This window comes from Mesorhizobium sp. M0968, from assembly GCF_040319065.1.
Taxonomy (GTDB): Bacteria; Pseudomonadota; Alphaproteobacteria; order Rhizobiales; family Rhizobiaceae; genus Mesorhizobium.
Map to the genome: position 1 here is coordinate 1 of NZ_JAMYNL010000015.1, position 26,298 is coordinate 26,298.

24 protein-coding genes and 1 pseudogene are annotated in these 26,298 nt (G+C 62.6%); 12 read left to right on the forward strand and 13 right to left on the reverse strand.

What is annotated here, in order from left to right; all coding sequences use genetic code 11:
* Nucleotides 1-249: 249 nt before the first annotated feature.
* Complete coding sequence (locus tag NKH67_RS22620; protein WP_352502449.1) at nucleotides 250-1,578, reverse strand: DNA polymerase IV; 1,329 nt, start codon at nucleotides 1,576-1,578, stop codon at nucleotides 250-252.
* A 68-nt stretch (nucleotides 1,579-1,646) separates the two neighbouring features.
* Here NKH67_RS22620 and NKH67_RS22625 point away from each other — a divergent pair.
* Nucleotides 1,647-2,221: pseudogene (locus NKH67_RS22625) on the forward strand (GNAT family N-acetyltransferase).
* A 348-nt stretch (nucleotides 2,222-2,569) separates the two neighbouring features.
* Nucleotides 2,570-3,898: a hypothetical protein gene (locus NKH67_RS22630; protein WP_353031850.1), complete on the forward strand. Its 1,329-nt coding sequence runs from the start codon at nucleotides 2,570-2,572 to the stop codon at nucleotides 3,896-3,898.
* 9 nt (nucleotides 3,899-3,907) lie between these two features.
* On the opposite strand, the gene NKH67_RS22635 is transcribed toward NKH67_RS22630, so the two are convergent.
* Together NKH67_RS22635 and NKH67_RS22640 are read right to left on the reverse strand one after the other, a co-directional pair.
* The gene (locus tag NKH67_RS22635; protein ID WP_352502451.1) at nucleotides 3,908-4,561 is read right to left on the reverse strand and encodes a hypothetical protein; all 654 of its coding nucleotides are present in this window, start codon (nucleotides 4,559-4,561) and stop codon (nucleotides 3,908-3,910) included.
* Nucleotides 4,558-4,857, reverse strand: a complete 300-nt coding sequence (locus NKH67_RS22640) for a DUF3572 domain-containing protein (protein WP_352502452.1) — start codon at nucleotides 4,855-4,857, stop codon at nucleotides 4,558-4,560. Before NKH67_RS22640 ends, NKH67_RS22635 begins: the two co-directional genes overlap by 4 nt.
* A 216-nt stretch (nucleotides 4,858-5,073) precedes the next feature.
* Here NKH67_RS22640 and NKH67_RS22645 point away from each other — a divergent pair, with 216 nt between their 5' ends.
* From NKH67_RS22645 to NKH67_RS22680, 8 genes are all read left to right on the forward strand, one after another.
* Entirely contained in the window at nucleotides 5,074-5,445 is a 372-nt protein-coding gene (locus NKH67_RS22645) for a response regulator (RefSeq protein WP_006334976.1), read from the forward strand.
* 33 nt (nucleotides 5,446-5,478) lie between these two features.
* Nucleotides 5,479-6,852, forward strand: a complete 1,374-nt coding sequence (locus NKH67_RS22650) for a PleD family two-component system response regulator (RefSeq protein WP_352502453.1) — start codon at nucleotides 5,479-5,481, stop codon at nucleotides 6,850-6,852.
* Between the two features lie 462 nt (nucleotides 6,853-7,314).
* Complete coding sequence (locus NKH67_RS22655; RefSeq protein WP_023679986.1) at nucleotides 7,315-8,049, forward strand: FadR/GntR family transcriptional regulator; 735 nt, start codon at nucleotides 7,315-7,317, stop codon at nucleotides 8,047-8,049.
* Entirely contained in the window at nucleotides 8,046-9,233 is a 1,188-nt protein-coding gene (locus tag NKH67_RS22660) for a PLP-dependent transferase (RefSeq protein ID WP_352502454.1), read from the forward strand. Before NKH67_RS22655 ends, NKH67_RS22660 begins: the two co-directional genes overlap by 4 nt.
* Before the next feature lie 29 nt (nucleotides 9,234-9,262).
* On the forward strand, nucleotides 9,263-10,540 hold the full coding sequence (locus NKH67_RS22665) for an ABC transporter substrate-binding protein (RefSeq protein WP_352502456.1): 1,278 nt from the start codon (nucleotides 9,263-9,265) through the stop codon (nucleotides 10,538-10,540).
* Nucleotides 10,541-10,752: 212 nt separating this feature from the next.
* A complete protein-coding gene (locus NKH67_RS22670; protein ID WP_352613811.1) occupies nucleotides 10,753-11,676 on the forward strand; it encodes a carbohydrate ABC transporter permease in 924 nt (307 codons plus the stop codon).
* Nucleotides 11,676-12,524, forward strand: a complete 849-nt coding sequence (locus NKH67_RS22675; protein ID WP_352502457.1) for a carbohydrate ABC transporter permease — start codon at nucleotides 11,676-11,678, stop codon at nucleotides 12,522-12,524. Before NKH67_RS22670 ends, NKH67_RS22675 begins: the two co-directional genes overlap by 1 nt.
* A 4-nt stretch (nucleotides 12,525-12,528) precedes the next feature.
* Entirely contained in the window at nucleotides 12,529-13,596 is a 1,068-nt protein-coding gene (locus NKH67_RS22680) for an ABC transporter ATP-binding protein (protein ID WP_352471774.1), read from the forward strand.
* A 67-nt stretch (nucleotides 13,597-13,663) separates the two neighbouring features.
* Here the strand turns inward: NKH67_RS22680 and rpmG are convergent, their stop codons facing one another.
* The 9 genes from rpmG to NKH67_RS22725 form a co-directional block, all read right to left on the reverse strand.
* On the reverse strand, nucleotides 13,664-13,831 hold the full coding sequence (gene rpmG, locus NKH67_RS22685; protein WP_006201775.1) for a 50S ribosomal protein L33: 168 nt from the start codon (nucleotides 13,829-13,831) through the stop codon (nucleotides 13,664-13,666).
* A gap of 319 nt (nucleotides 13,832-14,150) precedes the next feature.
* Complete coding sequence (locus tag NKH67_RS22690) at nucleotides 14,151-14,519, reverse strand: YybH family protein (protein ID WP_352471772.1); 369 nt, start codon at nucleotides 14,517-14,519, stop codon at nucleotides 14,151-14,153.
* 51 nt (nucleotides 14,520-14,570) lie between these two features.
* The gene (locus NKH67_RS22695) at nucleotides 14,571-15,032 is read right to left on the reverse strand and encodes a YqfO family protein (RefSeq protein WP_352502458.1); all 462 of its coding nucleotides are present in this window, start codon (nucleotides 15,030-15,032) and stop codon (nucleotides 14,571-14,573) included.
* A gap of 110 nt (nucleotides 15,033-15,142) precedes the next feature.
* Nucleotides 15,143-16,318: an MFS transporter gene (locus NKH67_RS22700; RefSeq protein WP_352502459.1), complete on the reverse strand. Its 1,176-nt coding sequence runs from the start codon at nucleotides 16,316-16,318 to the stop codon at nucleotides 15,143-15,145.
* A 16-nt stretch (nucleotides 16,319-16,334) separates the two neighbouring features.
* Nucleotides 16,335-17,069, reverse strand: coding sequence for an NUDIX hydrolase (locus NKH67_RS22705; protein ID WP_352502460.1), 735 nt, complete (start codon nucleotides 17,067-17,069; stop codon nucleotides 16,335-16,337).
* A gap of 72 nt (nucleotides 17,070-17,141) precedes the next feature.
* Nucleotides 17,142-17,594, reverse strand: a complete 453-nt coding sequence (locus NKH67_RS22710) for a DUF983 domain-containing protein (RefSeq protein WP_352502461.1) — start codon at nucleotides 17,592-17,594, stop codon at nucleotides 17,142-17,144.
* Nucleotides 17,594-19,900, reverse strand: a complete 2,307-nt coding sequence (rnr, locus tag NKH67_RS22715) for a ribonuclease R (protein WP_502893795.1) — start codon at nucleotides 19,898-19,900, stop codon at nucleotides 17,594-17,596. Before rnr ends, NKH67_RS22710 begins: the two co-directional genes overlap by 1 nt.
* Nucleotides 19,901-19,906: 6 nt before the next feature.
* On the reverse strand, nucleotides 19,907-22,522 hold the full coding sequence (gene topA, locus NKH67_RS22720; RefSeq protein ID WP_352471768.1) for a type I DNA topoisomerase: 2,616 nt from the start codon (nucleotides 22,520-22,522) through the stop codon (nucleotides 19,907-19,909).
* 447 nt (nucleotides 22,523-22,969) lie between these two features.
* The gene (locus tag NKH67_RS22725) at nucleotides 22,970-23,347 is read right to left on the reverse strand and encodes a COG4315 family predicted lipoprotein (RefSeq protein WP_352502462.1); all 378 of its coding nucleotides are present in this window, start codon (nucleotides 23,345-23,347) and stop codon (nucleotides 22,970-22,972) included.
* A 188-nt stretch (nucleotides 23,348-23,535) separates the two neighbouring features.
* Between NKH67_RS22725 and NKH67_RS22730 the strand changes: the two genes are divergently transcribed.
* Complete coding sequence (locus NKH67_RS22730) at nucleotides 23,536-24,282, forward strand: cytochrome c biogenesis CcdA family protein (protein ID WP_352471765.1); 747 nt, start codon at nucleotides 23,536-23,538, stop codon at nucleotides 24,280-24,282.
* Nucleotides 24,283-24,306: 24 nt separating this feature from the next.
* Here the strand turns inward: NKH67_RS22730 and NKH67_RS22735 are convergent, their stop codons facing one another.
* Nucleotides 24,307-25,200: an SDR family oxidoreductase gene (locus NKH67_RS22735; protein WP_352502463.1), complete on the reverse strand. Its 894-nt coding sequence runs from the start codon at nucleotides 25,198-25,200 to the stop codon at nucleotides 24,307-24,309.
* 129 nt (nucleotides 25,201-25,329) lie between these two features.
* Here NKH67_RS22735 and NKH67_RS22740 point away from each other — a divergent pair, with 129 nt between their 5' ends.
* The gene (locus NKH67_RS22740) at nucleotides 25,330-26,277 is read left to right on the forward strand and encodes an AraC family transcriptional regulator (protein WP_352502464.1); all 948 of its coding nucleotides are present in this window, start codon (nucleotides 25,330-25,332) and stop codon (nucleotides 26,275-26,277) included.
* Nucleotides 26,278-26,298 lie beyond the last annotated feature (21 nt).

Below are 26,298 nucleotides of genomic sequence, written 5' to 3' on the forward strand. Positions count from 1 at the left end.
CTCAAAGGCCGGACATATGGACGCAAGCGATCGAAAACGACGCAAAACAACCGTTGCAGGCAGGGCGCCGTCCACATATGGATCCCAGGGTCTCCGCGACGTCGCTTCGCTCCTGCTCCGCCCTGGGATGACGAAGACGTGGTGGCTTATCGCTAATCGCAACCCTGGAGATTGGCAGCCCGATCGGCAGGCTCCCATCCACAGCCCTTTCAGGCTCTGTCAAAGAACCAAAACCTCTGTGCAGAGGAACTAGTCCTCGACCGGTTCGGGCGGATGGGCATCGCGGCCCTTGCCGAAGGTATAGCCGGTTTCCACCGCCCTGCGGCCGAACTTGCCGCGCAGCGTGTCGATGGCGCCTTCGGCCATGGCGCGCTTGCGTGACTGGACGTCGACCAGGTCGGGCGGGTCCGCCCGGTCATCGTCGGAGAGATCGCTGACGCCAATGCCGAGCAGCCGGTATTTCGTGCCATCCGCTTCCTTGCGCAGCAGCTCGAGCCCGGTCTGAAAGATGCGGTCGGCCAGCCGGGTTGGATCGCCGAGCTGGCGATTGCGCGTGCGGATCTTGAAATCCTGGGTCTTCAGCTTGAGGACGACGGTGCGTCCGGCAATGCCGGATTTCTTCAGCCGGGCCGAGACTTTTTCCGACAGCGCCCTCAGCACCGAAACCAGTTCGTCGACGGAGGCGATGTCGGTATCGAAAGTGGTTTCCGCCGAGACGCTTTTCGCGTCCTGGTCGGGAACGACGCGACGGTCGTCCTCGCCGCGCGAAAGCCGGCAGAGCCGGTCGCCCATGACGCCGTAGCGGCGCATCAGATCGCCACGTTCCATGCGCTGCAACTGGCCGATGGTGCGGATGCCGTCGCGCTCGAGGGTGGCGGCAAAGGCCTTGCCGACCCCCCAGATCAGCGTCACCGGCTGCTCGGCCAGGAAGCCGATAGCCTCGGCCTCGCCGATCACCGAAAACCCGCGCGGCTTGCGGAAGTCCGACGCCACCTTGGCCAGGAACTTGCAGTAGGAAAGGCCGGCCGAAACGGTGATGCCAATTTCCTTTTCCACGCCGAGTGCGAAGCGCGCCAGCACCACCGCAGGCGGCAGGCCATGCAGGCGCTCGGTGCCGGCGAGGTCGAGAAAGGCCTCGTCGATCGAGAGCGGCTCGACCAGCGGCGTCAGCGCCTGCATCATGGCGCGCACCTCACGGCCGACGCGGACGTATTTTTCCATGTCCGGCGGCAGGACCACCGCTTCCGGGCAGGCTTCGAGCGCCTTGAACATCGGCATTGCCGAGCGCACGCCGTGGATGCGGGCAATGTAGCATGCGGTGGAGACGACGCCGCGCTTGCCGCCGCCGATGATCAATGGCCGGTCCTTCAACGCCGGGTTGTCGCGCTTTTCGACCGCCGCGTAGAACGCGTCGCAATCGATATGGGCAAGGCGCAGCCGGTAGAGCTCCGGATGGCGGGCGAGCCGTGGACTGCCGCAGCGCTCGCAACGGCGTGCCTCGCTGCGCTGAAAACTCAGGCAGTCGCGGCAAAAACCGTGTTCGGGATTGTTGACAGGGGCCGCCATCGCTGCGAACATAAAGAGAACAAATGCAATGGTACGTCAGGACGGATGCCACGACAAGGCGGTGGGCCGGGAGAGAGCTCATGAATACGACCATAGCGCCGCTAGTGCCCGAGCTTTGGGCGGATTTCGAAGATCTTTTCGGTAGGCAAGGCGCCTGCTACGGCTGCTGGTGCACACATTTCCGGCTGTCGCCCGCAGCGCGCCGCGCGAGCAACCGGGAGCGCAACAAGGACCACATCAAGGCGCGGATCGAGGCCGGGCCGCCGCCGGGCCTGTTGGCCTTCGAGGGTGGCCAGGCGGTCGGCTGGATGCAGATCGGCCCGCGTGCCGACGTGCCCGAATGGAACAACCAGGGCAGGGGGTCGGCGCCGATCGACCCCGCCGACGCCAGCGATCCGGGCGTCTGGGCGATCTCCTGCTTCTTCATCCGCACCAAAGCACGCGGCAAGGGCCTGTCGCACCGCCTGGTCCAAGGCGGCATCGAGTTCGCCCGCGAGAACGGCGCGCGGCTGATCGAGGCCTGCCCGATCGACCTGTCGAAGGATTCGGCTCGATCGGGCTGTTCGTAGGCTCGTCGCGGGTCTTCGAGAAGGCCGGGTTCCAGCGATTGGTCGAACGTAAGCCAGGCCGACCGCTGGTGCGGCTGGTGCTTTAGCCGGATGCGCTTTTGGCCTACAGCCGGTGTCTTGCCGCTGTAACGCTGTTTCACTAATACAAGCAATGATTTGGCCCGAGACAACGGAGAATCGACGTGAAGCGTGTATTGCCACTTGTTCTCGCCGTCGCGTTTAGCGCGCCCGCTTTCGCCCAGACCGTCGACAGCCAAGGCGCGAAGAAGCTTACCGATGATCTGGCACATTATTTCGGCAGGCAGGGTTTCGATATCGGGCTGGTGAAAATCACTGCCGACGGCGATGCGTACAAACTCGCCGTCGATTTCAAGCCGCTCGTCGCTTTGCTGTCGAAACAGGATTCCTTCAAGTTCGACGTCACGCCTTACGACATGCGGGTCAAGCCGCGCCAGGACGGGCAGTGGGACGTGTCGGCGGATACGTCGCTGACCGGATCGTTCGATTTCAAGGGGCCTCAAGGGCCGCAGCACATCGACTTTTCGGTGTCGAACAACAAGTTCACCGGTGTGTATGATCCGGCCCTGGTGGCCTTCGTCAGCGCCACGGGGTCAATGGACGCTATGACGATGAAAACCCGGGAGCCGAAGCAAGAGGCCGATGTCTCTGCCGGTGCCGGCACCGCCACGCTAAATTCGACGAAATCGGCGAACGGCGGCATCGATTTCACTGTCGCGGAAAAGATCTTGAATTTTGCTGAAGTCCTCAAAATCAACGATCCCGAGCTAGGGTTGAATTTCCCGGTCACCCTCAATGCGCCGGAATTTTCGGTGCATGCAAACGGCAAGGGTGTTCGGACAAAGCCGTTGATGGATCTGCTTGCTTTTGCCGTCGCTAATGAAGACGAGGCGAAACTGAAAGTAAATCAGGCGGAACTTAAGTCACGTCTCCTTGCGGCGTTGCCTGTCTGGGAAAGAATCGACGGAACGTACGCCTTCAAAGATTTCGCAATTGAGAGCCCAGTCGGCAAGTGGGGTGCGAAGCAGTTGGATTTGGCTAGCGGCATGGATGGCGTCTCCCAGAACGGCAAGATCAACTATGGGATCAAGGCCTCCGGTCTGACGATCCCCCGGCAATTGCTGCCCGCCTGGACTGGTCCACTGGTGCCGACGGATATCGACCTCAACTTCGGCGGTGCCAATATCGATCTCGACACGATGGCGAAGAAGGCGATCGAAGCCTTTGATCTCAATAAGAATCCGCCGTTGCCGGGGGAATTCGGCAAGGCTTTGGTCGCCGATTTCAAGGCCAAGAAACCCAAAGTAATCCTCGGCCACTCGACCGTGAAGAATGGCGACGTCGAAGTCGCCATGGAAGGCGAGATGACTTTCCCGGGCGGCGAAAAGCCTGATGCGACCGTGACCGTCGCTGTGGCCGGCTACGACAGGATCGTCGATGCCTTGAAGGAAGGCGCCAAGAGCGATGAGCAGATGGCGCAGGCCTTCCCCTTTGCGCTGGCCGTCAAAGGTTTTGGCAAGACGCTGCCGGATGGCCGGCTGGAATGGGTGATCAACACCAAGGCCGATGGGTCCGTTGCGGTCAACGGCGCCATGCTGAAGGGGCCGGATGAAGTCCAGGACGACAGCGCCGGCCAGGATGACAACTCGGGCGATGATGGCGCGAATGGAACGGACAATTCGACCGGGGGCGAGGATTCGGACGGCGGCGACAATGGCGGGGCAGGACCGAAGCTGCAGCCCTGAGCGCTCGCATTAAAGCCCCAGAGCGCTCGCGATCTTCGGCGCGCCGTCGCGCCAGTCTTCGACGACTCTGACGCCGTCCGGCGGCGGCGGCAGGAAAGCGCGCAGCGAATTGTCGGCCATCAGATGGAAGAGATACGCATCGGCGACCGAGTTCTGCACCGACACAAGATTGGACGGCTGATCGTCGACGAAAGCGACCGGGCGGCCCTTGTTGCCGCGCAATTTGGCCACCGCCGGTCCCTTGGCCATTTCGGTGGTCAAAAGCGGGTAGGGCAATCCGAGCGCGTCGAGATGCGCACGGCGCACCACGCGGTGCTTGTGCGGCATGGCGGTTAGCAGAACGATCTCGGCGCTGTCGCTAAGCGCTGCAAGAGCATCCTCGGCACCGTCGGTGATGCTTTGCCAATCGGCCTGGGCGTCAAAGAATTCCCCCAGAAGTGCCGTAACCTCGGGCTGTTCGATCAAACGGCCGCTCGCCGTTTCGGTGATGTTGCCGGTGAGGCGGAAGGAAGCCAGCGTCAGGCCGAAGCCGCGCGATTTGAGGAAATGCGGAAACGGCCGGATGAATTCGAGCACGACGTCGTCGACGTCGAGCACCAGCAGCGGCCGGTCGTCGGCGGCCAGCTCCTCGATCTGCCGCGCCGTCTCGGGATCGTCGCTCATACCGAATGCTCATGATTGTCGTCGCCGAGCGGCAGCGCCCGCAATGCCTTGCCGACTGCGGCGGGCGGCGTTCCGGTCTCCTCGGAAAAACGCATCAGCGTCGGCTCATGGGCAAGGATGAACTGCAGCACGCCGGCCAGGAATCCCGGCTCGCCCGCCGCCCGGCGGATGGAATGGGCTTCGATGCCGGTGATCGCCAGGAAGCGGGGCAGAAGTTCCGGATCGGCGGCGACGAAGCCCAACGCCTTTACGGCAATGGTTTCCGCTTCCTCGCGCATTGACGCTGCGTTTGCCATCGCTACCTTCCTTCATGGGCGGAATCGTTCTGTTTTCGCAGTAGTGGCAAGTGTCGCCGGCAGCAAGCCGCCGATCTGGAATCCGAACGCTTTTAGGGCGGCCGGTTTGCGTTTCGTCAATCATATTGCCGTATAGTGGGAACAGGTTTGGTGCGTGCCGACAAGGGGCGCATGACGGCACCCTTCGAGTGGAAGGTCAGCCGGGACGGGAAATCGATGCCAAAGAAGGTTATGATCGTCGAAGACAACGAGCTCAACATGAAGCTCTTTCGCGACCTCATCGAAGCGAGCGGCTACGAGACGGTGCGCACACGCAACGGCCTGGAAGCGCTGGATCTGGCGCGGCAGCACAGGCCGGACCTCATCCTGATGGACATCCAGCTGCCGGAAGTGTCGGGCCTCGAGGTCACCAAATGGCTGAAGGAGGACGATGATCTCCACGTCATCCCGGTCATCGCCGTCACCGCCTTCGCGATGAAGGGGGACGAGGAGCGCATTCGCCAGGGCGGCTGCGAGGCATATATCTCCAAGCCGATCTCGGTGCCGCGTTTCATCGAAACCATCAAATCCTACCTGGGCGATGCCTGATGTCCCTTCTCAGCCGAGCCGGAGCTTTGTGAAATGACCGCGCGGATCCTCGTCGTCGACGACATCCCAGCCAATGTCAGGCTGCTGGAGGTTCGGCTGCTCGCCGAATATTTCGAGGTCCTGACCGCCACCAACGGGCCGGACGCGATCGAGATCTGCGAGAACGGCAAGGTCGACGTCGTGCTGCTCGACGTGATGATGCCCGATATGGACGGGTTCGAGGTCTGCCGGCGGCTGAAGGGCGACCCGGCGACGTCGCATATCCCTGTCGTGATGATCACCGCGCTCGACCAGGTTTCGGACCGGGTGTGCGGCCTCGAGGCCGGCGCCGACGATTTTTTGACCAAGCCGGTCAACGATCTGCAGCTGATGACGCGCGTCAAGAGCCTGGTCAGGCTGAAATCGCTGACCGACGAGCTGCGGCTGCGCGCCTCGACGACACGCAATATCGGCATCGAGGAGCTTTTGAGCCGCAACTTCGCTGCCGACGACGCGGTGCCGAAGGTGCTGCTGGTCGACGAGCGCAAATCCTCGTTCGAGCGCGTCCAGAAGATGCTGCGCGGCAGTGCCGATCTCGACGTCGCCAACGATCCGCATGCAGGCTTCTTCCAGGCCGCCGAGCAGCCGTATGAATGCGTGATGATCTCGACGGCCTTCGCCGATTTCGACCCGCTGAGGCTCTGCTCGCAATTGCGCTCGCTCGATCGCACCCGTTTCCTGCCGATCATCCTTCTGGCGGACGAGGGCGAGGAGGGGCGTATCATCCGCGGCCTCGAACTCGGCATCAATGATTATCTGATGCGGCCGATCGACCAGCAGGAGCTGACCGCGCGGCTGCGTACGCAGGTGCGCCGCAAGCGCTACAACGACCAGCTTCGCGCCAGCGTCACCCAGACCATCGAGATGGCGGTGACCGATGCCCTGACCGGCCTGCACAACCGCCGCTATCTCGACAGCCATCTGCAGACGCTGTTCGACCGCGCCGTGGCACGGCGCCGGCCGCTGTCGGTGATGATCACCGATCTGGACCGCTTCAAGAGCATCAACGACGCGCATGGCCATGACGGCGGCGACGACGTGCTGCGCGAATTTGCGCGGCGGCTGCGCAAGAATGTGCGCGGCATCGACCTGGCCTGCCGCTTTGGCGGCGAGGAGTTCGTCGTGGTGATGCCGGACACCGACGGCGCGGTGGCCGAAAAGGTCGCCGAGCGCATTCGCGCCGAAATCGCCCAACTGCCGTTTCCCGTCGGCGCCGAAGGCAAAGCCGTCGAAGTCACCGTCAGCGTCGGCGTGTCGTCGGTTCTGAAAGGGGTAGACACGGTCTCCGCGCTGATGAAACGCGCCGACCTTGCGCTCTACGAAGCCAAGAGCGGCGGCCGCAATCGCGTCGTCGCCAAGGCGGCTTAGCACCGAACACCAATTGCCGGGTCAACGCGACAAGGTTACGAATTTACCTTAATCCAAGCGATTTGCGAGGCTTGGTTAAGAAACGGTTGATTTCCATAAGTTGTTGCGCAAATGTGCAGCCCTTAGACGTAACCGGCACGAGGCTAGATCGCCGGTTCGACCCGAAGAATACCCCATGATGCTCAGGTCCGCCGCATCTCCTGGGTCCGTGGGGTCGGCCGGCCGGCGCTGGCACATAGTGGCCTCCTCGTACCGCTGCCAAACGCCGGCCGGCCCCCAATTTTCAAAACACATCAGGATTCTACGCCAAGACCCGCAAAACGCTTGGTTTTTATTGCGGCAGCGACAGCGCCCTTTGAAATAGCCGGCTGGGCAGAGCGTATGTGCCCGCAGTCGGTTGACAGGGCCTGTCTTCTATGCAGAAATTGGTTGGACCATTGAGCCATTTGGTGACCCGTTGGCATGACCGAATTCGGCCTTTCCCCCATACAGGCAACTGCTCGCGACGACGCGGTGCTCAAGGCGCTGGCCGGCTTTGTGATGCGGGAAGCTCTCGGGCCCGGCCAGAGACTGCCGACCGAACGCATCCTTGCCGAGCGCCTCAAGGTGAGCCGCAACACCGTGCGCGAGGCGCTGACGCGCTGGGAAGGGCTCGGCCTGGTCGAACGGCGGCAAGGCAGCGGCACCTATCTCAAGGGAGTGGTCTCGCTGGACATGCTGCACATGCCGCTGACGCTGGCCGGCGGCAATGATTTCACCAGCCTGATGCAGACGCTGGAAATCCGCCGGGCACTGGAAGCGGAAGCCGCCGCCCTGTGCGCCGTCCGCGCGGGCCAGGCAGATCTCGTCGAGATCGGGCGCAAGCTCGACATTATGGAGCAGGCCTTCCACACCCGCGCCGGGATGTCGGCGGAGGAGGACTGGGAATTCCATCAGTCGATCTACCGCAGTTCCGGCAATCCGCTGTTCGAGCAGATCATCGCCGCCATGCACGAACTGTTCCATCGTTTCTGGGAGCATCCGCTCGGCGTGCGTGATTTCGGCCACGCCAGCTTTCCTTACCACCGCACCATCTACGAACGCATCGCCGCGCACGATCCGGAGGGGGCCCGGGCCGAGGCGCTCAAGCTGATCGCCACCGTCGAGGACGATCTGAAGCGCGGCGCGGCCAAACTCGAACTTTCAGGCCAGAAATGAGCGATCATCCCGCCGGTTTCGAAAACGACTATCTCGCCGAGGCAGCGACGCTTCTCGCCCATGACGAGCCTTTCCCCGGCGGCGCGGTGGTCCCGCCGATTTACCAGACTTCGCTCTTCACCTTCGCCAACTATTCCGAGATGGCCGACACATTCGCCGGCAGGCGACGTCAGCCGATCTATTCGCGCGGCGACAACCCGACGGTCATGGAGTTCGAGGCGCGTGTCGCCGCTCTCGAAGGCGCGGAGGCCGCGCGCGGCTTTTCCAGCGGCATGGCGGCGATCAGCGCCACGGTGCTTGCTTTCGTCGGTGCCGGTGAGCGCATGGTTGTCGTGCGCAATTGCTACGGCGATGCCTACCGGCTGTTCGAACGGCTTTTGCCACGGCTCAACATCAAGGTCGACTATGTCGACGGTTCCGATCCGGACGCGGTCGCGGCAGCACTTCCCGGCGCGAAGCTGCTCTACCTGGAAAGCCCGACGTCGATGATGTTCGAGCTCCAGGACATAACCCAGCTCGCGCGGCTGGCCAAAGAGCAGGGCATCATCACCTCGATCGACAATTCCTGGGCGACGCCGGTGTTCCAGAAGCCGATTTCGCACGGTGTCGACCTGGTGCTGCATTCGGCCTCGAAATATCTCGGCGGCCACAGCGACACCGTCGCCGGTGTGGTGGCCGGTTCGGCCGCCCATATCCGACATATCAACGAGCAGACCTATTCCTATCTCGGCGGGAAACTTTCGCCTTTCGAGGCCTGGCTGTTGCTGCGTGGCCTGCGCACATTGCCGCTGCGGTTGCCGCATCACATGAAGAGCGGGCTGACCATCGCCGAACGGCTGAAGGCGCATGACCATGTCGAGCGGGTCAACCACCCGGCCTATTCCAACCATCCAGGCAAGGCGACGCTTGCCGGCTATGCCGGGCTGTTCTCGTTCGAAGTGACGGAAGACGTCGACATCCCGGCTTTCGTCGATGCGCTGAAACTCTTTCGGATCGGCGTCAGCTGGGGCGGCCATGAGAGCCTGATCGTTCCGGCAAAGGCCTCGCTCGAGCAGACGCCGGGCCTGAATTCGATGGCGCGCTTCGGCGTCAGCCCACGAACCATCCGCTTCAGTGTCGGATTGGAAAGTGTCGAAGACCTGTGGGCGGATGTTGCCCGGGCCTTCGACAGAGCAAAAAGATAAAGGAGCCGTTCAAAATGGGAGTGCTGAACATGAAAAAACTGAGCATCCTTCTTGGTGCCGTCGCGGGTCTGGCGATTTCCGCCGGCAGCGTGCTGGCCGATTCCACGGTCAAGATGGTCGAGGTCATCACCAGTCCGCCGCGTACCGAATTCCTCAAGAAGCAGATCGCCGAATTCGAGGCGGCCAATCCGGGTGTCAAGGTCGAGCTGGTATCGCTGCCCTGGGGCCAGGCGTTCGAGAAGTTCCTCACCATGGTGCAGGCCGGCGACACGCCCGACATCGTCGAGATGCCGGAGCGCTGGATGGGCCTCTATGCGACCAACGGCCAGCTCGAGGATCTCGGGCCATACATGGCCAAATGGGATGATGCCAAAACGCTTGGCGAGCGTGCCAAGCAGTTCGGCTCGACGGTCGATAACAAGCAGTACATGATCCCTTACGGCTATTACCTGAACGCGCTGTTCTGGAACAAGAGGCTGTTCAAGGAGGCCGGTCTGGACGGTCCGCCGGCGACGCTCGATGAATTCGTCGAGGACTCCAAAAAAATCTCGGCGATACCGGGCAAATACGGCTACTGCCTGCGCGGCGGCCCGGGCGCCTTCAACGGCATGCACATGTTCATGAACATCGCCGCCGGCAAGGGCGGCTATTTCAACGAGGACGGCACCTCGACCATCAATGAGGAAGGCTCGGTCAAGGGCCTGCAGATGCTCGCCGACATGTACAAGAACGGCCTGGCGCCGAAAGATGCGGTGAGCTGGGGTTTCAACGAGACCGTCACCGGGTTCTACAGCGGCACCTGCGCCATGCTGAACCAGGATCCCGACGCGCTGCTCGGCATCGCCGACAAGATGAGCGCCGACGATTTCGCCGTGGCGCCGATGCCGGTCGGGCCGAGCGGCAAATCCTATCCGACGCTCGGTTATGCCGGCTGGGCGATGTTCGCCAATTCCCAGCACAAGGACGATGCCTGGAAGCTGATGGCGACGCTGTTGTCGCCCAAGGACAATCTGGAATGGGCAAAGGAAGTCGGCGTCATTCCAATCCACAACGGCGCCGACCAGGACGCCCACTTCAGGACCGAGCAGTTCAAGGGCTGGTTCGAGGAACTGAACAACGGCGACAAATACGAGATGGTGACACCTCCGACGCATTTGGAAAATCTGGGCAATTTCGTCGACCAGGTGGCGATCAAGAATTTTCAGGAAGTGCTGCTTGGCCAGAAAGCGGCCAAGGACGTGGCTGACGAATGGGCCAAGTTCCTGACCAAAGAACAGCAGGACTGGCTGGCCAAGAACAAGAAATAGCTCTTCTTCCTTCTCCCGTTCACGGGGAGAAGGTGTCACGAAGTGACGGATGAGGGCGGCGCCAACCCGTCGTGGCTCGTGTTGCCTCTCATCTGCCTGCCCGTCCTCCGCAGCAGCTGCGCTGCAGCTGCGGAGGGTGGACCGGCATCTCCCCGTAAACGGGGAAGGCGCTGTCGCCAGCCCGTGCTTACCCAGGAGACGATCCAGTACCAATGACCTATGCCGTGTCCGAAATCCGATCCGCCGGCAGGCCGCGAAAGAAGCGGCTATCCCATGCCGTGATCGAGCCTTGGCTCTATCTCAGCCCGGCGATCGCGCTGCTGGTCGTCGTGCTCCTGGTGCCGCTGGTTATCGGTGTCGGCTACTCGTTCCGCAAATTCTCCGCTTTCAAATCCGAATATGTCGGGCTTGGGCAGTATCAGGCGATGCTGTCGGATCCTGTGCTCGGGCAGGCGCTCGTCAACACGCTATGGTGGACGGCAGCCAGCCTGTTCTTCCAATTTTTCCTTGGACTTGGCCTGGCGCTGCTGCTCGATACGCCGTTCCGGGGCAGAAAGATCGTGCAGGCCGTGGTGTTCCTGCCTTGGGCGGTACCGTCCTTCCTCTCGGGCCTGACCTGGGCCTGGCTGTTCAACCCGATCATCGGGCCGCTGCCGCATTGGCTCTACGCCTTGGGGCTGAAAGCCGAGCCAACCAACGTGCTCTCCGATCCCTCGACAGCCATGTGGGGGCCGATCGTCGCCAATGTCTGGTTCGGCATTCCCTTTTTTGCCATCACCCTTTTGGCGGCGTTGAAGTCGATCCCGTCAGAACTGCATGAGGCGGCGGCGATCGACGGCGCCTCGCCGTGGCAGCGCTTCACCAAGGTGACGCTGCCGTTCCTGGCGCCGACCATCGTCATTACCGTCATGCTGCGCACCATATGGATCGCCACATTCGCCGACCTGATCTTCGTCATGACCGAAGGCGGGCCTGCCGGTTCGACCGCCACAGTGCCGGTCTATATCTATGTCAGCGCGTTCAAGTCGCTGGACAAAGGCTATGCCTCCGCAGTGGCGGTCCTGCTGCTTGTGCTGCTCATCGTCTACGCGGTTGCGCTTATCGGCATCCGCCGTTCGCTGGTGAGGCACGTCTGATGATTGCCGGACGCTCCGCTTCCTCGCGCGTCCTCGGCGGTATCGGCCTTTACGGCGCCATCGCCGCCTATATGGCCTTCGCGTTGTTCCCGATCTTCTGGACGTTGAAGATCTCGGTTACGCCGGAGCGGCTGCTCTATTCCGAAGGCATCACTTTCTGGCCGTCGCAAGCGACGCTGCAGAACTTCGTCACCGTGCTCGAAGCCACCGATTTTCCACGCTATTTCCTGAACAGCGTTATCGTTTCGGTGTCGACGGCAGCCTTCGTAACGGTCATTGCCACGCTGGCCGGCTACGCCATGTCGCGATTTTCCTTCCGCGGCAAGGCGACCCTGGCCATCCTGCTTTTGCTCACCCAGACTTTTCCGCTGGTGATGGTCATTCCGCCGATCTACCGCATCATGGGACAGATCGGCCTCATCAACAGCCTGACCGGCCTCGTCATCATCTACACCGCATTCAATACGGCCTTTGCCACCTTCCTGATGCAATCTTTCTTCGACGGCATCCCGCGAGACCTGGAAGAGGCAGCGATGATCGACGGCTGCACGCGCCTGCAGGCGATGCGCAAGGTGATCGTGCCGCTGACGCTGCCCGGCATGGGCGCGACGCTCGGCTTCGTCTTTACCGCCGCCTGGAGCGAGTTGCTGTTTGCGCTGATGCTGATTTCCAGCGACGACCAGAAGACCTTCGCGGTCGGCCTGCTCACCTATATCGGCAAATTCGCGGTCGACTGGGGACAGATGATGGCGGCTTCCATCCTGGCGCTGATCCCGGTCTGCGTCTTCTTTGCCTTCCTGCAACGCTACCTCGTCACCGGCCTTACCGCCGGCGCCGTCAAGGGATAGATCGATGGCCTCCGTTACACTTGACAAAGTCCGCAAAGACTATGGAGCGGTGCGCGTTCTGCACGCAGTCGATCTCGAAATCGCCGACGGCGAGTTCGTCGTTCTGGTCGGCCCGTCCGGCTGCGGGAAGTCGACACTGCTGCGTATGATCGCCGGGCTGGAGGAGGTCTCCGAAGGCGAAATCCATATTGGTGAGCGCCTGGTCAACGATATTGCGCCAAAGGACCGCGACATTGCCATGGTATTCCAGTCCTACGCGCTCTATCCGCACATGGACGTGTCGAAGAACATGGGCTTCAGCCTGATGCTGAGGAAGGCCGGGAAGCCGGTGATCGATGCAAGGGTGGACGGGGCCGCCAAGCGGCTCGGGCTCGATGCGCTTCTGCAGCGCCTGCCTCGGCAATTGTCCGGCGGCCAGCGTCAGCGCGTCGCCATGGGCCGTGCCATCGTACGCGACCCGAAGGTCTTTCTCTTCGACGAGCCGCTTTCGAACCTCGATGCCAAGCTACGCGTTCACATGCGTGCCGAGATCAAGGCGCTGCACCAGCAATTGAAGACCACTTCGGTCTATGTCACCCACGACCAGACCGAAGCGATGACAATGGCCGACCGCATCGTCGTCATGCATGACGGCCTCGTCCAGCAGGTCGGTGTGCCGCTCGATCTGTACGACCGGCCGGTCAACATGTTCGTCGCCGGGTTCATCGGCTCGCCCGGCATGAATTTTCTGTCTGCCGTGGTTGAAAAGGGCGCCAAGCCGGATGCCATCCTGGCCGACGGCCAAAAGCTGAGGCTGCCGGACGGACTGCCGCTCAGGGATGGCGATGCGATCACCGTCGGCTTGCGGCCCGAGCATATCCGGCTCGCCGACAATGGCGCGCTGAAGGGCGAGGTGGGTGTCGTGGAGCCGCTCGGCTTGTCCACCCAGTTCTATGCCAGGCTTGCCGGCCAGCAGGTCTGCGTGTTTGCCATGGGCCGGGCCAGCGTGAAGCCAGGTGAGGCCGTGCGCCTGTCGGCTGATCCGGCATCGCTCCATCTGTTCGATCCGGCAAGCGGCGATCGCATCGGCTAACCCTGCATCCCGAAATGAAAAACGCCGCCCGGAAGGCGGCGTTTCGGTACTGCGAGAAAAAACCCGATTACTTGATCTTGGTTTCCTTGAATTCGACGTGCTTCTTGGCGACCGGGTCGTATTTGCGGAACGACAGCTTGTCCGTCTTGGTGCGGCTGTTTTTGCTGGTCACGTAGAAGAAACCGGTGTCGGCGGTCGACAGAAGCTTGATCTTGATGTTTGCGGCTTTGGCCATGATATTCGTCCGTTAAATGTTCGTGGAGTTTTGGCCGCTGGAGCACGGGAAAACACCCGGACGCGGGAAACTTGCCGCGACACATAAAGAACGCGCCCGGAAAGTCAACCCTTGTCCAGGTTCTGTGTCGTAAGCAGATGAGTTGTCCGGATTAGGTAGCACATGAGTTGTCCGGGTTTATGCCAGCCGATGGAGGCTGGGGACGAAGCGGACATTGAGTGCTACCAAAACCCGACAAGTTGATTGGGTGCCGACAGCCGCGGGAGGCTCCTGTGTGCCTCCGGCCGTCCTCTGGGTGGCGTCTCAGTTTGAATGCTGGCTATGAATATCGAGCGATGGACGGCTGATCGATCACCCAAAGCCAGTTCCCGTCACCTTGCCGGCGAGCGATTTCCGCAGTTACGGTGCCATCGGCAAGGCGCGTGGAAGTGAGCGCCAAATCCCTGTTGATGATAGCCGGACGCTGATCTCCGAGATCAAACTTTCGTCCCGCTGCCACCAACTTGGCGTAAAATCGGCGGATGGCATCTCTGCCGCAGGCCAACTGTCCGTTGCCGGTATCGAGGATGGCACCGGGTTCGTAAAGAGCAGCCATTCCTTCCGCGTCTCCCGCTTGCTCGCGAGAAACCAATAGCCGCGCCAGGTCCTGGGGATCGCTTGCCGGTTTGCGGTTTGCTTCATCATTCATCGGCAGGCTTCCTGACAGCCAAATTCAAACCGAGATACGACCAGGTTCCGGTCACTCCGCCGCGACGGTTTCCGGTTGTAACGCCTTCTTCCAGTCTCCCGTCGTGTTCCACCAGCGGTTCGGGTTGGTGCGGTCGTCGAGACCCTTGGAGCGGCTGGCAAGCAGTGGCTGAATGCGGATCACCGGTTCCTGATAGCTGTGAACCTGATAAATCGCCTCGACGACGCGTGCGGCGAGCTTCTGGTCATCAGGCAGTTCGAACGACATCTCGACAGTCCCCGACCGCCTGCGCAATTCCGTCTCGGCGCCGGCGGCGGCACCTTCAAGCGGCCGGTAACGTTCGATGCCGTCCGCCGACTGAAAGGCATTGCTGTCATATTTGCCCATTTCGAGCGGCGCGATCGCGACCACCGCCTCCATGATGCGGTCGACATCGGCTGCCGGTGCCTGAAAGGTCACCAGCAGCAGCAATTCCATCCGCAGCGATTTCGTCTCAAAGCCACTATCGATCATCCGAGGTCTCCCTGCTTATGCACTTTGGGGGAGCATATACTCGAGCCCTCCTGACATGGTTGTGTCAGGAGTTGGTCAGCAGTGGGAGCGATGTCGGCAGCTGGGCCGACTCAGAGGATTTTGCGGAGCAGCCTGGTGCCGACCAGCACGATATAGCAGGCGAAGAACAGGCCGAGCGCCCAACCGAAGCCCGACGGCCCGAAAGCGTCCATGCCGATGCCGATCGCCTGCGGGCCAAGCACCATGCCGACGCCGTAGCAGAGCACGAAGGCGGCGTTGGCGGAGGCCAATTCGTGGCCGGAAAGCTGCGAGCCGAGATGCGCCAGGCCGATTGTGTACATGGCAGCGACCACACCGCCCCAGACGAACAGAAGCGCTGCCATCAAATGCCAGTTCTGCGCGAAGTACGGCATGAAGACCGTGCCGGCAAGCCCGACGGTGGCACAGGCCATCAGCAGATAGCGACGGTCGCTTACGCGGTCGCTGATCATGCCGATCGGGATCTGTAACAGCACGTTGCCAAGCCCGATCATGGTGAGCAAAAGGGCGGCGTCCGCCTCTGAGTAGCCGATGCGGCTACCGTAGACCGGGAACAGTGCAAAGCCGCCGGTCTCGACCGCGCCGAACACCAGCACGGCGGCGGTCGCCGTCGGCACCAGCCAGATGTAACGCAGGAAATTGCTGGTTTCGCCGTCCGAGACGATCGTCGGGCTCTCGTTGCGTGCCGCCAGGACCGGTATGGCAGCGAGCGTAACCAAGGCGATGGTAACGCCGAAGGGCAGGAAGCCACTGCTGCCGAGATGGGCGAACAGCCAAGGCCCGGCGGCAAAGCCGAGAGACAGCACGGTGGCATAGATGCCGAGGACCAGTCCGCGCCGGTGTGGCGGCGCCGAGGTGCTGATCCAGAATTCCGACAGGATGAACAGCACCGTCAGCGCGATATGCAGCAGCACGCGCAGCGGAAACCACATCCAGAAAGCTGGCGCGAAATGGAAACCGACAAAGGCCAGCGCCCCGGCGGCGATCATGGCAAGCATCGTCCAGGCGACCCCGAACCGCATGGCAAGCGGGGTGGCGAGCGGCGCGCCGGCGATAGAGGCGAGGCCGGCGACCGCGGTGTTGAGACCGATCATCGACGCGGAATGGCCACGCGTTTCCAGGATCACGCTGAGCAGCGGCATGCCAAGGCCGATGGCAATGCCGACGACGCTGATCGACGAGATCGCCGCGACCATCGGCAGCCAGTGTACGCGTTCCTTGCCCTGCGGCTGGGTATCGACTGTCATGGAATGCCTGGCTGCTCTAGAGAATTTCGCGGACGAAGCGATTGCGGACAAGCCGGTAGAACGGCACGGGACTGCCGGGGCTCAGCAACGGATCCCAGGCGAGCCGCATTTCCAGTTCCTCCAGGACCGTGCGCGTGATGTCTGGAATATCGGCTTGCCTGGCCTTGGCCAGCGGCAGCCAAACGACGTCCTCCAACTCGTTGGTCGGACCGCCACCCGGCAGTTCAACGGCGACATCGTCGCGCCATGCGGCGAGAAAGCGCGTATCGAAGCGGCGCACCCGGTTGGGCGGGGTGATGGCGCGTGCGACGAAGCGCAGCGCTTGCAGTGATGGGATGACCCCGTGTTCGACAAAGCCCTGCCAGTCGCGCCTGGCGGTTGCGAACACGCCTTTTTGACCGATCAGCAGGCCGGCCTCCTCATAGGTTTCGCGGATTGCCGACAGGGCAATCGCGCGGGCGCGAGCCGGGCTGGTGCGACCGATACCAGCGGTCAATCTCGCTTCTTCCTCGGGATGAAGTGCGGTGGCTATTGAGATGCGGCTGTCGGCCGGATCTGTGCGGCCGCCAGGAAACACGAATTTTCCCGGCATGAAGGCATGACCGGCGTGGCGCCGGCCCATCAGCACCAGGAATTCGTCGCCTTTGCGGTCGAGCAGGATCAGCGTCGCGGCGTCGCGTGGGCGTATAGGCTTGGCCTCGAGCGCGATCCGCTCAACCTTGTCGACTTCCGCCTTGGTCATAACGTCCATGCGGTCGACCTAGCGGAATCTTCTCCGATGCGAAAGTGGCGTCCAGCCATGCCGATTGCGCCAGCCTCGGTTTCAAGCCTCGGGATGCGACTCGATCAGATCTTCTTCACCGCCAAAGCCGTGCATATAAAACGCCCATTGCAGGCCGATGACAGCGCCCTTGACCGGTTGCAGCAGGACGACGGCCAGAATGATGGTCAATGGCACCCAGATGGCGATGTGCTGCCAGGTAGACAGCGTCGAGGTCGCCTCGACACCCATGAAGGCCCCGAGCACGATGTGGCCGACAATGACGACCACGAGATAGGCCGGCAGGTCGTCGGCGCGATGGTGGTGGAGCTCCTCGCCGCAATGATCGCATTTGTCGACGGTCTTGACGAAGGCGCGAAACAGCTTGCCCTCGCCGCAATGCGGGCAGCGGCCGAGCATACCGCGCTTCATTGCCGTCCATAGCGGCCGGGCGGTCCGGCCCGAGTGATGTTCGCCACGGAAAATCCGTTCTTCCACCTGCAGTTCTGTTGGCATTACCGTCTCCTGCCGCGCGAGCCTGGACGCGATTGCGACGCCCGGGCGCGGCCTTTGGCCTTGTGGAACGACCGTTTGGAGCCGGGCAGCGGCTTTGGCTCGGTCAGCATCTCGAAACGCATCGCGCCGGCCATCGGCGCCACCTCGATCAGGCGAACCTCGACGCGATCAGCAAGCTGATAGCCCTTGCCGGTGCGTTCTCCGAAAAGCGATCGAGCAGTTTCGTCGTATATATAGTAGTCGCCGCCCAGGGTTGAAACCGGAATGAAGCCATCCGCGCCGTACTGCGGCAATTGGACAAACAGGCCCGATTTGGTGACGCCCGAGATGCGGGCGTCGAAACGGTCGTCGATGCGCTCGGCGAGAAAGGCGGCGATCAGCCGGTCGACCGTGTCGTGCTCGGCGGCCATCGCGCGCCGCTCGGTCGCCGAAATCAGCGCCGAGACCTCTTCCAGCCGCTCCGCCTCGTCCTGCGTCAGGCCCCCCGGACCAAGGCCGAGTGCGGCAATCAGCCCACGATGCACGATCAGGTCGGCATAGCGACGGATCGGCGAGGTGAAATGCGCGTAGCGCTTCAGGTTGAGGCCGAAATGGCCGATATTGGCGGGCGAATATTCGGCCTGGCTCTGCGAGCGCAGCACCACTTCGTTGACCAGCCCCTCATTATCGGCGCCGCGCACGCGAGCGAGGATGCCGTTGAACTGGTTCGGCAGCATTTGCGCGCCGCGCGCCAGCGACAGGCCGAGCGTCTGCAGGAATTCACGCAGCGATTCCTGCTTGGCGAGCGAGGGCGCATCGTGGATGCGGTAGACCAGCGCCTGGCGCTTCGCCTCGAGTGTCTCGGCGGCGGCGACATTGGCCTGGATCATGAACTCTTCGATCAGTTTGTGCGCGTCGAGCCGCTCCGGCACGACGACCTTGTCGACGGTGCCGTCCTGCTTGAGCAGGATCTTGCGCTCGGGCAGATCGAGTTCGAGCGGCTGGCGGGTGTCGCGGCCGCGCTTCAGGATCGCGTAGGCGTCCCATAGCGGCTTCAGCACCGTATCGAGGATCGGGCCAGTCGTGTCGTCCGGTGCGCCGTCGATCGCCGCTTGCGCCTGCTGATAGGCGAGTTTCGCCGCCGACTTCATCATGACGCGATGGAAGGAATGTCTGAGTTTGTGGCCATCGGCCGAGAAAGTCATACGCACCGCTATCGCCGGACGATCCTGGCCCTCGCGCAGTGAACAGAGGTCGTTCGAGATGCGCTCCGGCAGCATCGGTACGACTCGGTCGGGAAAATAGACCGAATTGCCGCGCTTCAGCGCTTCGCGATCGAGCGCCGTGCCATAGCGCACGTATGCAGCGACATCGGCAATGGCGACGGTGACAACCACGCCGCCGGCGTTCTTCTCGTCGGTGTCAGGCATGGCGAACACCGCGTCGTCATGATCCTTGGCATCGGCCGGATCGATGGTGAGCAGCGGCAGCTCGCGCCAATCCTCGCGGCCGGCAAGCGTCGCCGGCTTGACCGCCTCCGCTTGGGCGATGACGTCGGCGGGGAAAATATGCGGAATGTCGTGTGCGTGGATGGCGATCATCGAGACCGCCTTTTCGCTGGTCAGCGACCCCAACACCGCCAGAACCTTGGCTCGCGGCAGCCCGTAGCGCGAGGCCCGTGCCGGCTCGACCTCGACCAGGTCGCCGTTCTTGGCGCCGTTCTGGAATTCCTTGTCGACGACCAGCTCCGGCTGACGCCTTTCCACCGGTTCGATGCGGAACGTGCCGTCCTTCAGCACACGGAAAACGCCGAGAACCGCATCGGTGCGCTTCTCGAATATCTTCATCACCCGGCCCGTATAGGCCGGACCCGCCGGATCGTCGGTCCGAAAGGTCTTGGCCAGCACGCGGTCGCCGATGCCCGGCGTCGGGCCATTGCCGCCGCGCGACACGCGGATCGCTATGACCGGAGGTTCGCCATTGCCAATCGCTTCGGTCGGGTGCGCCAGCAGCACACCGTCGGCGTCACGGCCGAAGATGTCGAGCACCGCGACGTGGGGCAGGGCGCCGACACGGGCAAGCCGCTTGCGCTCCTTGGTCAGCAGGCCTTCATCCTGCAGGTCGCGCAAGACGTCCTTCAGCCAGATACGGTCTTCGCCGCGCAGCGCAAACGCCTTGGCGATGTCGCGTTTTCCGGCGCGGTCCGGATTTTCGGCGATGTAACGCAGTATCTCGTCGCGTGAAGGCCGGTAATTGTCCCTGACCTTGGCACGGGTATCGGCGGTGCGCAGATCGCCGTGGCTTCTTCCGGAGACTTTGCGCGCCAACCCGTCCTATCCCTTTTTCCTGGCCGCCGGTTTTTTGGCCGCAGCCGGTTTCTTCGCAGGCGCGGCCGCTTTGCGGAAGGGCTTCCTGGCACCGTTGCCGCCCTTGGCTTCCTTTTCCGCAATGAGCGCCACCGCATCCTCGATCGTCACCGATTGCGGATCCTTGCCCTTCGGCAGCGTCGCATTGACCTTGCCGAAATTCACATAAGGCCCGTATTTGCCGTCGCGCACGACTATTTTGCCGCCGCCGGCAGGATGCTCGCCTAGTTCCTTGAGCGCAGCGGCTGTGCCGCCATTGCGGCCGCCTTTGCCCTTCAATTGCTTCTCGGCGATCACCGAGACGGCGCGATTGAGGCCGATCGAGAACACGTCCTCGATGCTGTCGAGATTGGCGTAGGTGCCGTCATGCAGCACGAACGGCCCGTAGCGCCCCAGCCCGGCCGAAATCATCTTGCCGGATTCCGGGTGCTTGCCGACGTCGCGCGGCAGCGACAACAAGGCGAGCGCCTTTTCGTGATCGATCGAATCGACCGTCCAGCCCTTGGGCAGGCTGGAGCGCTTGGCATCCTTGCCGTCGCCGCGCTGGATATAGGGGCCGAACCGGCCATTGCGCAGCGTGATCTCCTCGGCGGTATAGGGGTCCTTGCCGAGCACTTTGGTGCCGTCTTCACCACCGCCGTTCTCGCCATTGGGATTGGCGGCGTCGCCGAGCTGGCGGGTGAAGGAGCATTCGGGATAGTTCGAACAGCCGACGAAGGCGCCGAACTTGCCGAGCTTCAGCGACAGGTTGCCGGTACCGCATTTCGGACAGATGCGCGGGTTCGAACCGTCTTCCCGCGCGGGAAAGACCAGCGGCGCCAGTTCCTCGTTCAATGCATCGAGGACGTCGGTGACGCGCAACTCCTTGATGTCGGCGACAGCGCCGGAAAAATCCTTCCAGAAATCGCGCAGCACGTCCTTCCATGCGAGCTTGCCGTCGGAAATCTCATCGAGCTTTTCCTCCAGCGAAGCGGTGAAGTCGTACTCGACATAACGCTCGAAGAAGCTTTCGAGGAAGGCCGACAATAGCCGGCCCTTGGCCTGCGGCACCAGCTTGCGCTTGTCGATGGTGACATAGTCACGATCCTCGAGCGTCTTCAGGATCGCCGTATAAGTCGACGGCCGGCCGATGCCCAACTCTTCCAGCTTCTTGATCAGCGAAGCTTCCGAATAACGCGGCGGCGGCTCGGTGGTGTGCTGGGTGGCGTTGATCGCCTCGCGTGTGAGCTGCTCGCCGGCACGGATCTCGGGCAGGCGGCGGCTTTCCTCGTCTTCCGAATCTTCTTCCTTCTGCTCGATGTAAGCGGCAAGGAAGCCGTCGAAGCGAACAACCGAGCCTACAGCACGAAGCTCGGCGGTGCGCGGGCCGTTGATGGCCTCGACCTCGACCGTGGTGCGCTCTATCTCGGCCGGCTGCATCTGGCTGGCGATGGCGCGTTTCCAGATCATCTCGTAAAGCCGCGCCTGGTCAGCGTCGAGATACTGCCTGACGGAAGCCGGCGTGCGCATGAAATCGGTCGGACGGATCGCTTCGTGCGCCTCCTGGGCATTCTTGGCCTTGGCGGAATAGTAGCGCGGCTTTTCAGGCAGGTATTTAGGGCCGAATTCCTTGGCAATCGCATCGCGCGCGGCAGAGATCGCCTCCGGCGCCATCTGCACGCCGTCGGTTCGCATGTAGGTGATCAGGCCGGTGGTCTCACCGCCGATCTCCATGCCCTCATAGAGCCGCTGAGCCACCTGCATGGTGCGGTTGGCCGAAAAGCCGAGGCCCGATGAGGCTGCCTGCTGCAGCGTCGAGGTGGTGAAGGGCGGCCCGGGATTGCGCTTGGTCGGCTTGGCTTCGACCGACGCCGCCTTGAAGCTGGCGCCTTCGAGCATCGCTTTGATGTCGTCGGCCTGCGCCTTGTTGGAAATGTCGAGCTTTTGCAGCTTCTTGCGCTCGAAGGCGGTCAGCCGCGCCTCGAAATTATCCTTGCGCGGCGTACCGAGAATGGCGGCGACCTGCCAGTATTCCTCGCGGATGAAGCGCTCGATCTCGGATTCGCGGTCGCAGACCAGACGCAGCGCCACCGACTGGACGCGGCCGGCGGAGCGGGCGCCGGGCAGCTTGCGCCACAGCACGGGCGACAGCGTGAAGCCGACCAGATAGTCGAGCGCACGGCGAGCGAGATAGGCATCGACCAGCGGCGCGTCGATCTGGCGCGGATTGGCCATCGCCTCCAGCACGGACGCCTTGGTGATGGCGTTGAAGACGACGCGGCTGACCGGCTTGTCCTTCAACGCGCGCTTTTGCTTCAGCACTTCCAGGACATGCCAGGAGATCGCTTCGCCCTCGCGGTCCGGATCGGTGGCGAGGATCAGCCCGTCGGCGTCCTTGACCGCCTTGGCGATATCGGCGAGACGCTTTCCAGACGCGGTGTCGACGGCCCAGGACATGGCAAAGTCCTCATCCGGACGCACCGAGCCATCCTTGGCCGGCAGATCGCGGACATGGCCGAACGAGGCCAGAACCTTGTAGTTCTTGCCGAGGTACTTGTTGATTGTCTTCGCCTTGGCCGGCGATTCGACGACGACGACGTCCATACGGTCTCATATCAGTTGTAATGCGGCAGAAGAATTCCGCTGCGCGCGACGAAATCTCGTTCAATGTGTCGCTCACATGGCCGCGCTTTTGCATCCGGTCAAGGCCAAGCAGTCAAAATGCGGCCCTGTACCGAATGCGCAACCCAACGGCGCGCCATGCGATTTCCGCAATCCTGGACAAGGGAAATGAGCAGCCTATCGCTGGACAAACCCGGCAATTGATCCTGGAGAACGGGACAAACTCTCCCGCGGATATAAGAGAAACATCGAGCACGCGCCAGCCCTGCTTGAACAGATGCTGTGAAGCGCGCAATCGGTAGCCCGGCATTTTGCTCGGACAGTCGCAAGGAAGTACCGTGCTGAAAAGCTGGCCGCCGGGGCGGTTGGGTCGAGTTCCCAGCGACCAGCCGTGTTACTGCCTGTTACAGCCGATTAGAAGCTCAAGGCCTAGTCGGCCTTGGCGATATGCCAGACGCCGCCGACACCCTCGCCGGTCACGTCGCCGGCCTTCTTGTCCTTGGTGAACGTGTAGAGCGGCTTACCTTCGTAGGCCCACATCCTGGTGCCGTCGGTGCGGTCGACGATCGTCCACTCGCCCTCGGCCTTGGCGTTGGCGTCAGCCTTCAGCGGCGGCCAATTGGCGGCGCATTTGTCGTAGCAGTTCGACTTGCCCGCCTCGTCCTTGTCGTAGGTGTAGAGCGTCATGCCGCTGGCGTCGGTGTAGATCTTGGTGCCGCCGACCTCCGCTTCCTTCCACGCCTCGGCAGCGAAGGATGCGGCAGTGCCGAGCAAAAGCGCGGCCATGCCAATTGCGATCGTTTTCATGGACTTCTCCCTGGGTCATTTCGAAAAGCGTGCGGAACAACGCAGTTTCGTTTGATCAACGCTGCCTGGCTGCCCTTTCTTCCCGGGCGGACGCCGACTTGCTACCCAATGTGATGGGGCCACGCGATGGTGATTGGCGGACGGCTGTTGTCGCGGCTATATGGCTGCGCAGTCATCGGGAGACGGAAATGGCATTGGACGTCGGCTATGTCAGTGCGATCGGGGCGGGAGCAATTTCCTTCCTGTCCCCCTGCGTGCTGCCGCTGGTGCCGCCTTACCTGTGCTATATGGCCGGCGTGTCGGTCGACGATTTCCGCGGCGAGGCCGGCATTACGGCAAAGGCCGGCGCGCGAGGCGCGCTGATTAATTCCTCAATCGCCTTCGTGCTCGGCTTCTCGACCGTCTTCGTCGCGCTCGGCGCCGGCGCCTCGACCATCGGCCATTTGCTGCGAGTCTGGCAGGAGCCGCTGGCAATGGCGGCAGGCGTGCTGATCATCCTGATGGGGCTGAATTTCCTCGGCGTACTGCGCATCCCTTTGCTTTCACGCGAGGCGCGCTTCCAGTCACAAGGCAAGCCGGCCAGCCTGATCGCCGCTTACGTCATGGGCCTGGCCTTCGCCTTTGGCTGGACGCCCTGTATCGGCCCGGTGCTGGGGCCGATCCTGACGCTTGCCGGCGGCCGCGAGACGGTGGGCGAGGGCGCGCTGCTGCTCGCCGCCTATTCGCTCGGCCTCGGTATTCCCTTCCTCGTTGCGGCGCTGTTTTCAGGCGCCTTCATGCGCTTTCTCGGGAAATTCCGCGTCCATCTCGGCCGCGTCGAAAAGGCCATCGGCGCGTTGCTGGTGGTCGCCGGCGTGTTTTTCCTGACCGGCGGCGTGCAGGCGGTGTCCTATTGGTTGCTCGAGAATTTTCCGGTGCTGGGGCAATTGGGATAGGTTTGCCGCCCGACATGGGTCTGTTCAGCCTTCGAAATAGCCCGGCTGGTCGATATCAGCGATCAGCCCGGGTCCGCTCGGCTGCCACCCCAGCAGCGCCTGGGTCCGTTCGCTCGAGGTCGGGACATCCATCGCCGCGAACATAGCGAACCAGCCAAAATGATCGGCGGCTTCTTCCGCGGACTTGGCGACGACCGGCACGTTCAGGCGCCGGCCGATCACGCCGGCGATGTCCTTGAACGGCACGCCTTCTTCGGCGATCGCGTGATATCGCCCGCCATCGGCTCCATGCTCGAGCGCAAGCCGGTAAACGCGGGCGGCATCGAACCGATGCACGGCAGGCCAGCGATTGAGCCCTTCGCCGATATAGGCCGACACGCCCTTGTTGCGAGCGAGGTCGATGAGAATAGGAACGAAGGCGTGGTCGCCCTTGCCATGGACCGACGGAGGAAGGCGCACAACCGACGCGCGCACCCCGCGTGCCGCCAGCGCGGCGGCTGTCGCTTCGGAGGCGCGGGGATACGAAGCGGAAGAGGGGACAGGCGCATCTTCCTCGGTCGCGATATGGCCCCGCGCCTGGAGCGCGGTTCCGGAGGTGACGAGCAGGGGCCGCTCGGAGCCTTCGAGTGCACCGCCCAAGGCCTCGATGGCGCGCCGGTCCATCTCGCAATTTTGCGCGAATTTCGAGAAGTCGTGGTTGAAGCCGGTATGGATCACTCCATCAGCTGCGGCTGCGCCCCTGCTGAGGCTTTCGAGGTCGTCGAGGTCACCTCGATGCACCTCGGCTCCGGTGGCTGCAAGCGACTTGGCCGACGCCGCCGAGCGGGCGAGGCCGAGCACCTGATGGCCGGCGCCGATGAGTTCTTGAACGACGGCAGAACCGACGAATCCGGTCGCTCCGGTAACGAAGACACGCATCACGACTTCTCCTTGTTCGTTTCTGGCCACGACCATTTTCGCGGCTCAGTTGTGTCGTGATAGGCGCTTGAGAAAATACGATCTATGCGGTAAAGTCCGTATTATCTTCGCAATCGTCCGGAATGACCTGTGGATCCCCTTTCAGATGTGCTCTCGCTGCTGAAGCCGCGAAACTATATGTCGGCCGGTTTCGATGCTGGTGGTGAATGGTCGATCCAGTTCCCCGACCAGCAGCAAAGCATCAAGACCGGAGCGGTGGTCTCCGGCCGGTGCTGGCTGTCTGTGGAGGGCGTTGCTGACGCAGTGCGCCTTGAGACGGGAGACTGCTTCCTGCTGCCGAGTGGACGGCCTTTCCGCCTTGCAAGCGACATGAGCTTGACGCCTGTTGAAGCCGTCAAGATTTTTCCGCCTGCGCGAGCCGGCGGTGTCGTGACCCACAATGGCGGTGGTGATTTCTTTCTGGTCAGCAGCCGCTTCGCGCTTGGCGGCAATCATGCCGGCATGCTGTTGCGGATGCTGCCAGCCATTGTGCATATCCGCAAAGAGTCGGACCAGTCGGCGCTGCGCTGGTCTGTGGAGCGGATGATGCAGGAGCTGCGCGAGCCGCAGCCGGGCGGCTTTCTGATGATCCAGCACCTCGCCCACATGATGCTGGTTCAGGCGCTGCGGCTGCATCTTTCGGAAGGATTGAAAGGTGGCATCGGCTGGCTCTTTGCCCTCGCGGACAAACAGATCGGCGCGGCGATCAGCGCCATGCATGACGATCCGGCGCATGGCTGGACGCTACAGGAACTGGCGGAACGGGCCGGCATGTCGCGATCGACCTTTGCGCTCAGATTCAAGGAGACGGTTGGCGCGTCGCCGATGGACTATTTGACGCGCTGGCGAATGCTGCTGGCTGGCGACCGGCTGACGAATTCCAGCGATCCCGTCGCCGTCATAGCGCTTTCGCTCGGCTACGAATCCGAAAGCGCCTTCAGCACAGCCTTCAAGCGGGTCATGAACTGTTCGCCACGGCAATACGGCCGTGGCCGAGCCCCCAGCTTCGCATCACGCAACGAGGCGGAAGCCGCCTGAGCCGATCGGCTTGAGCGTGTC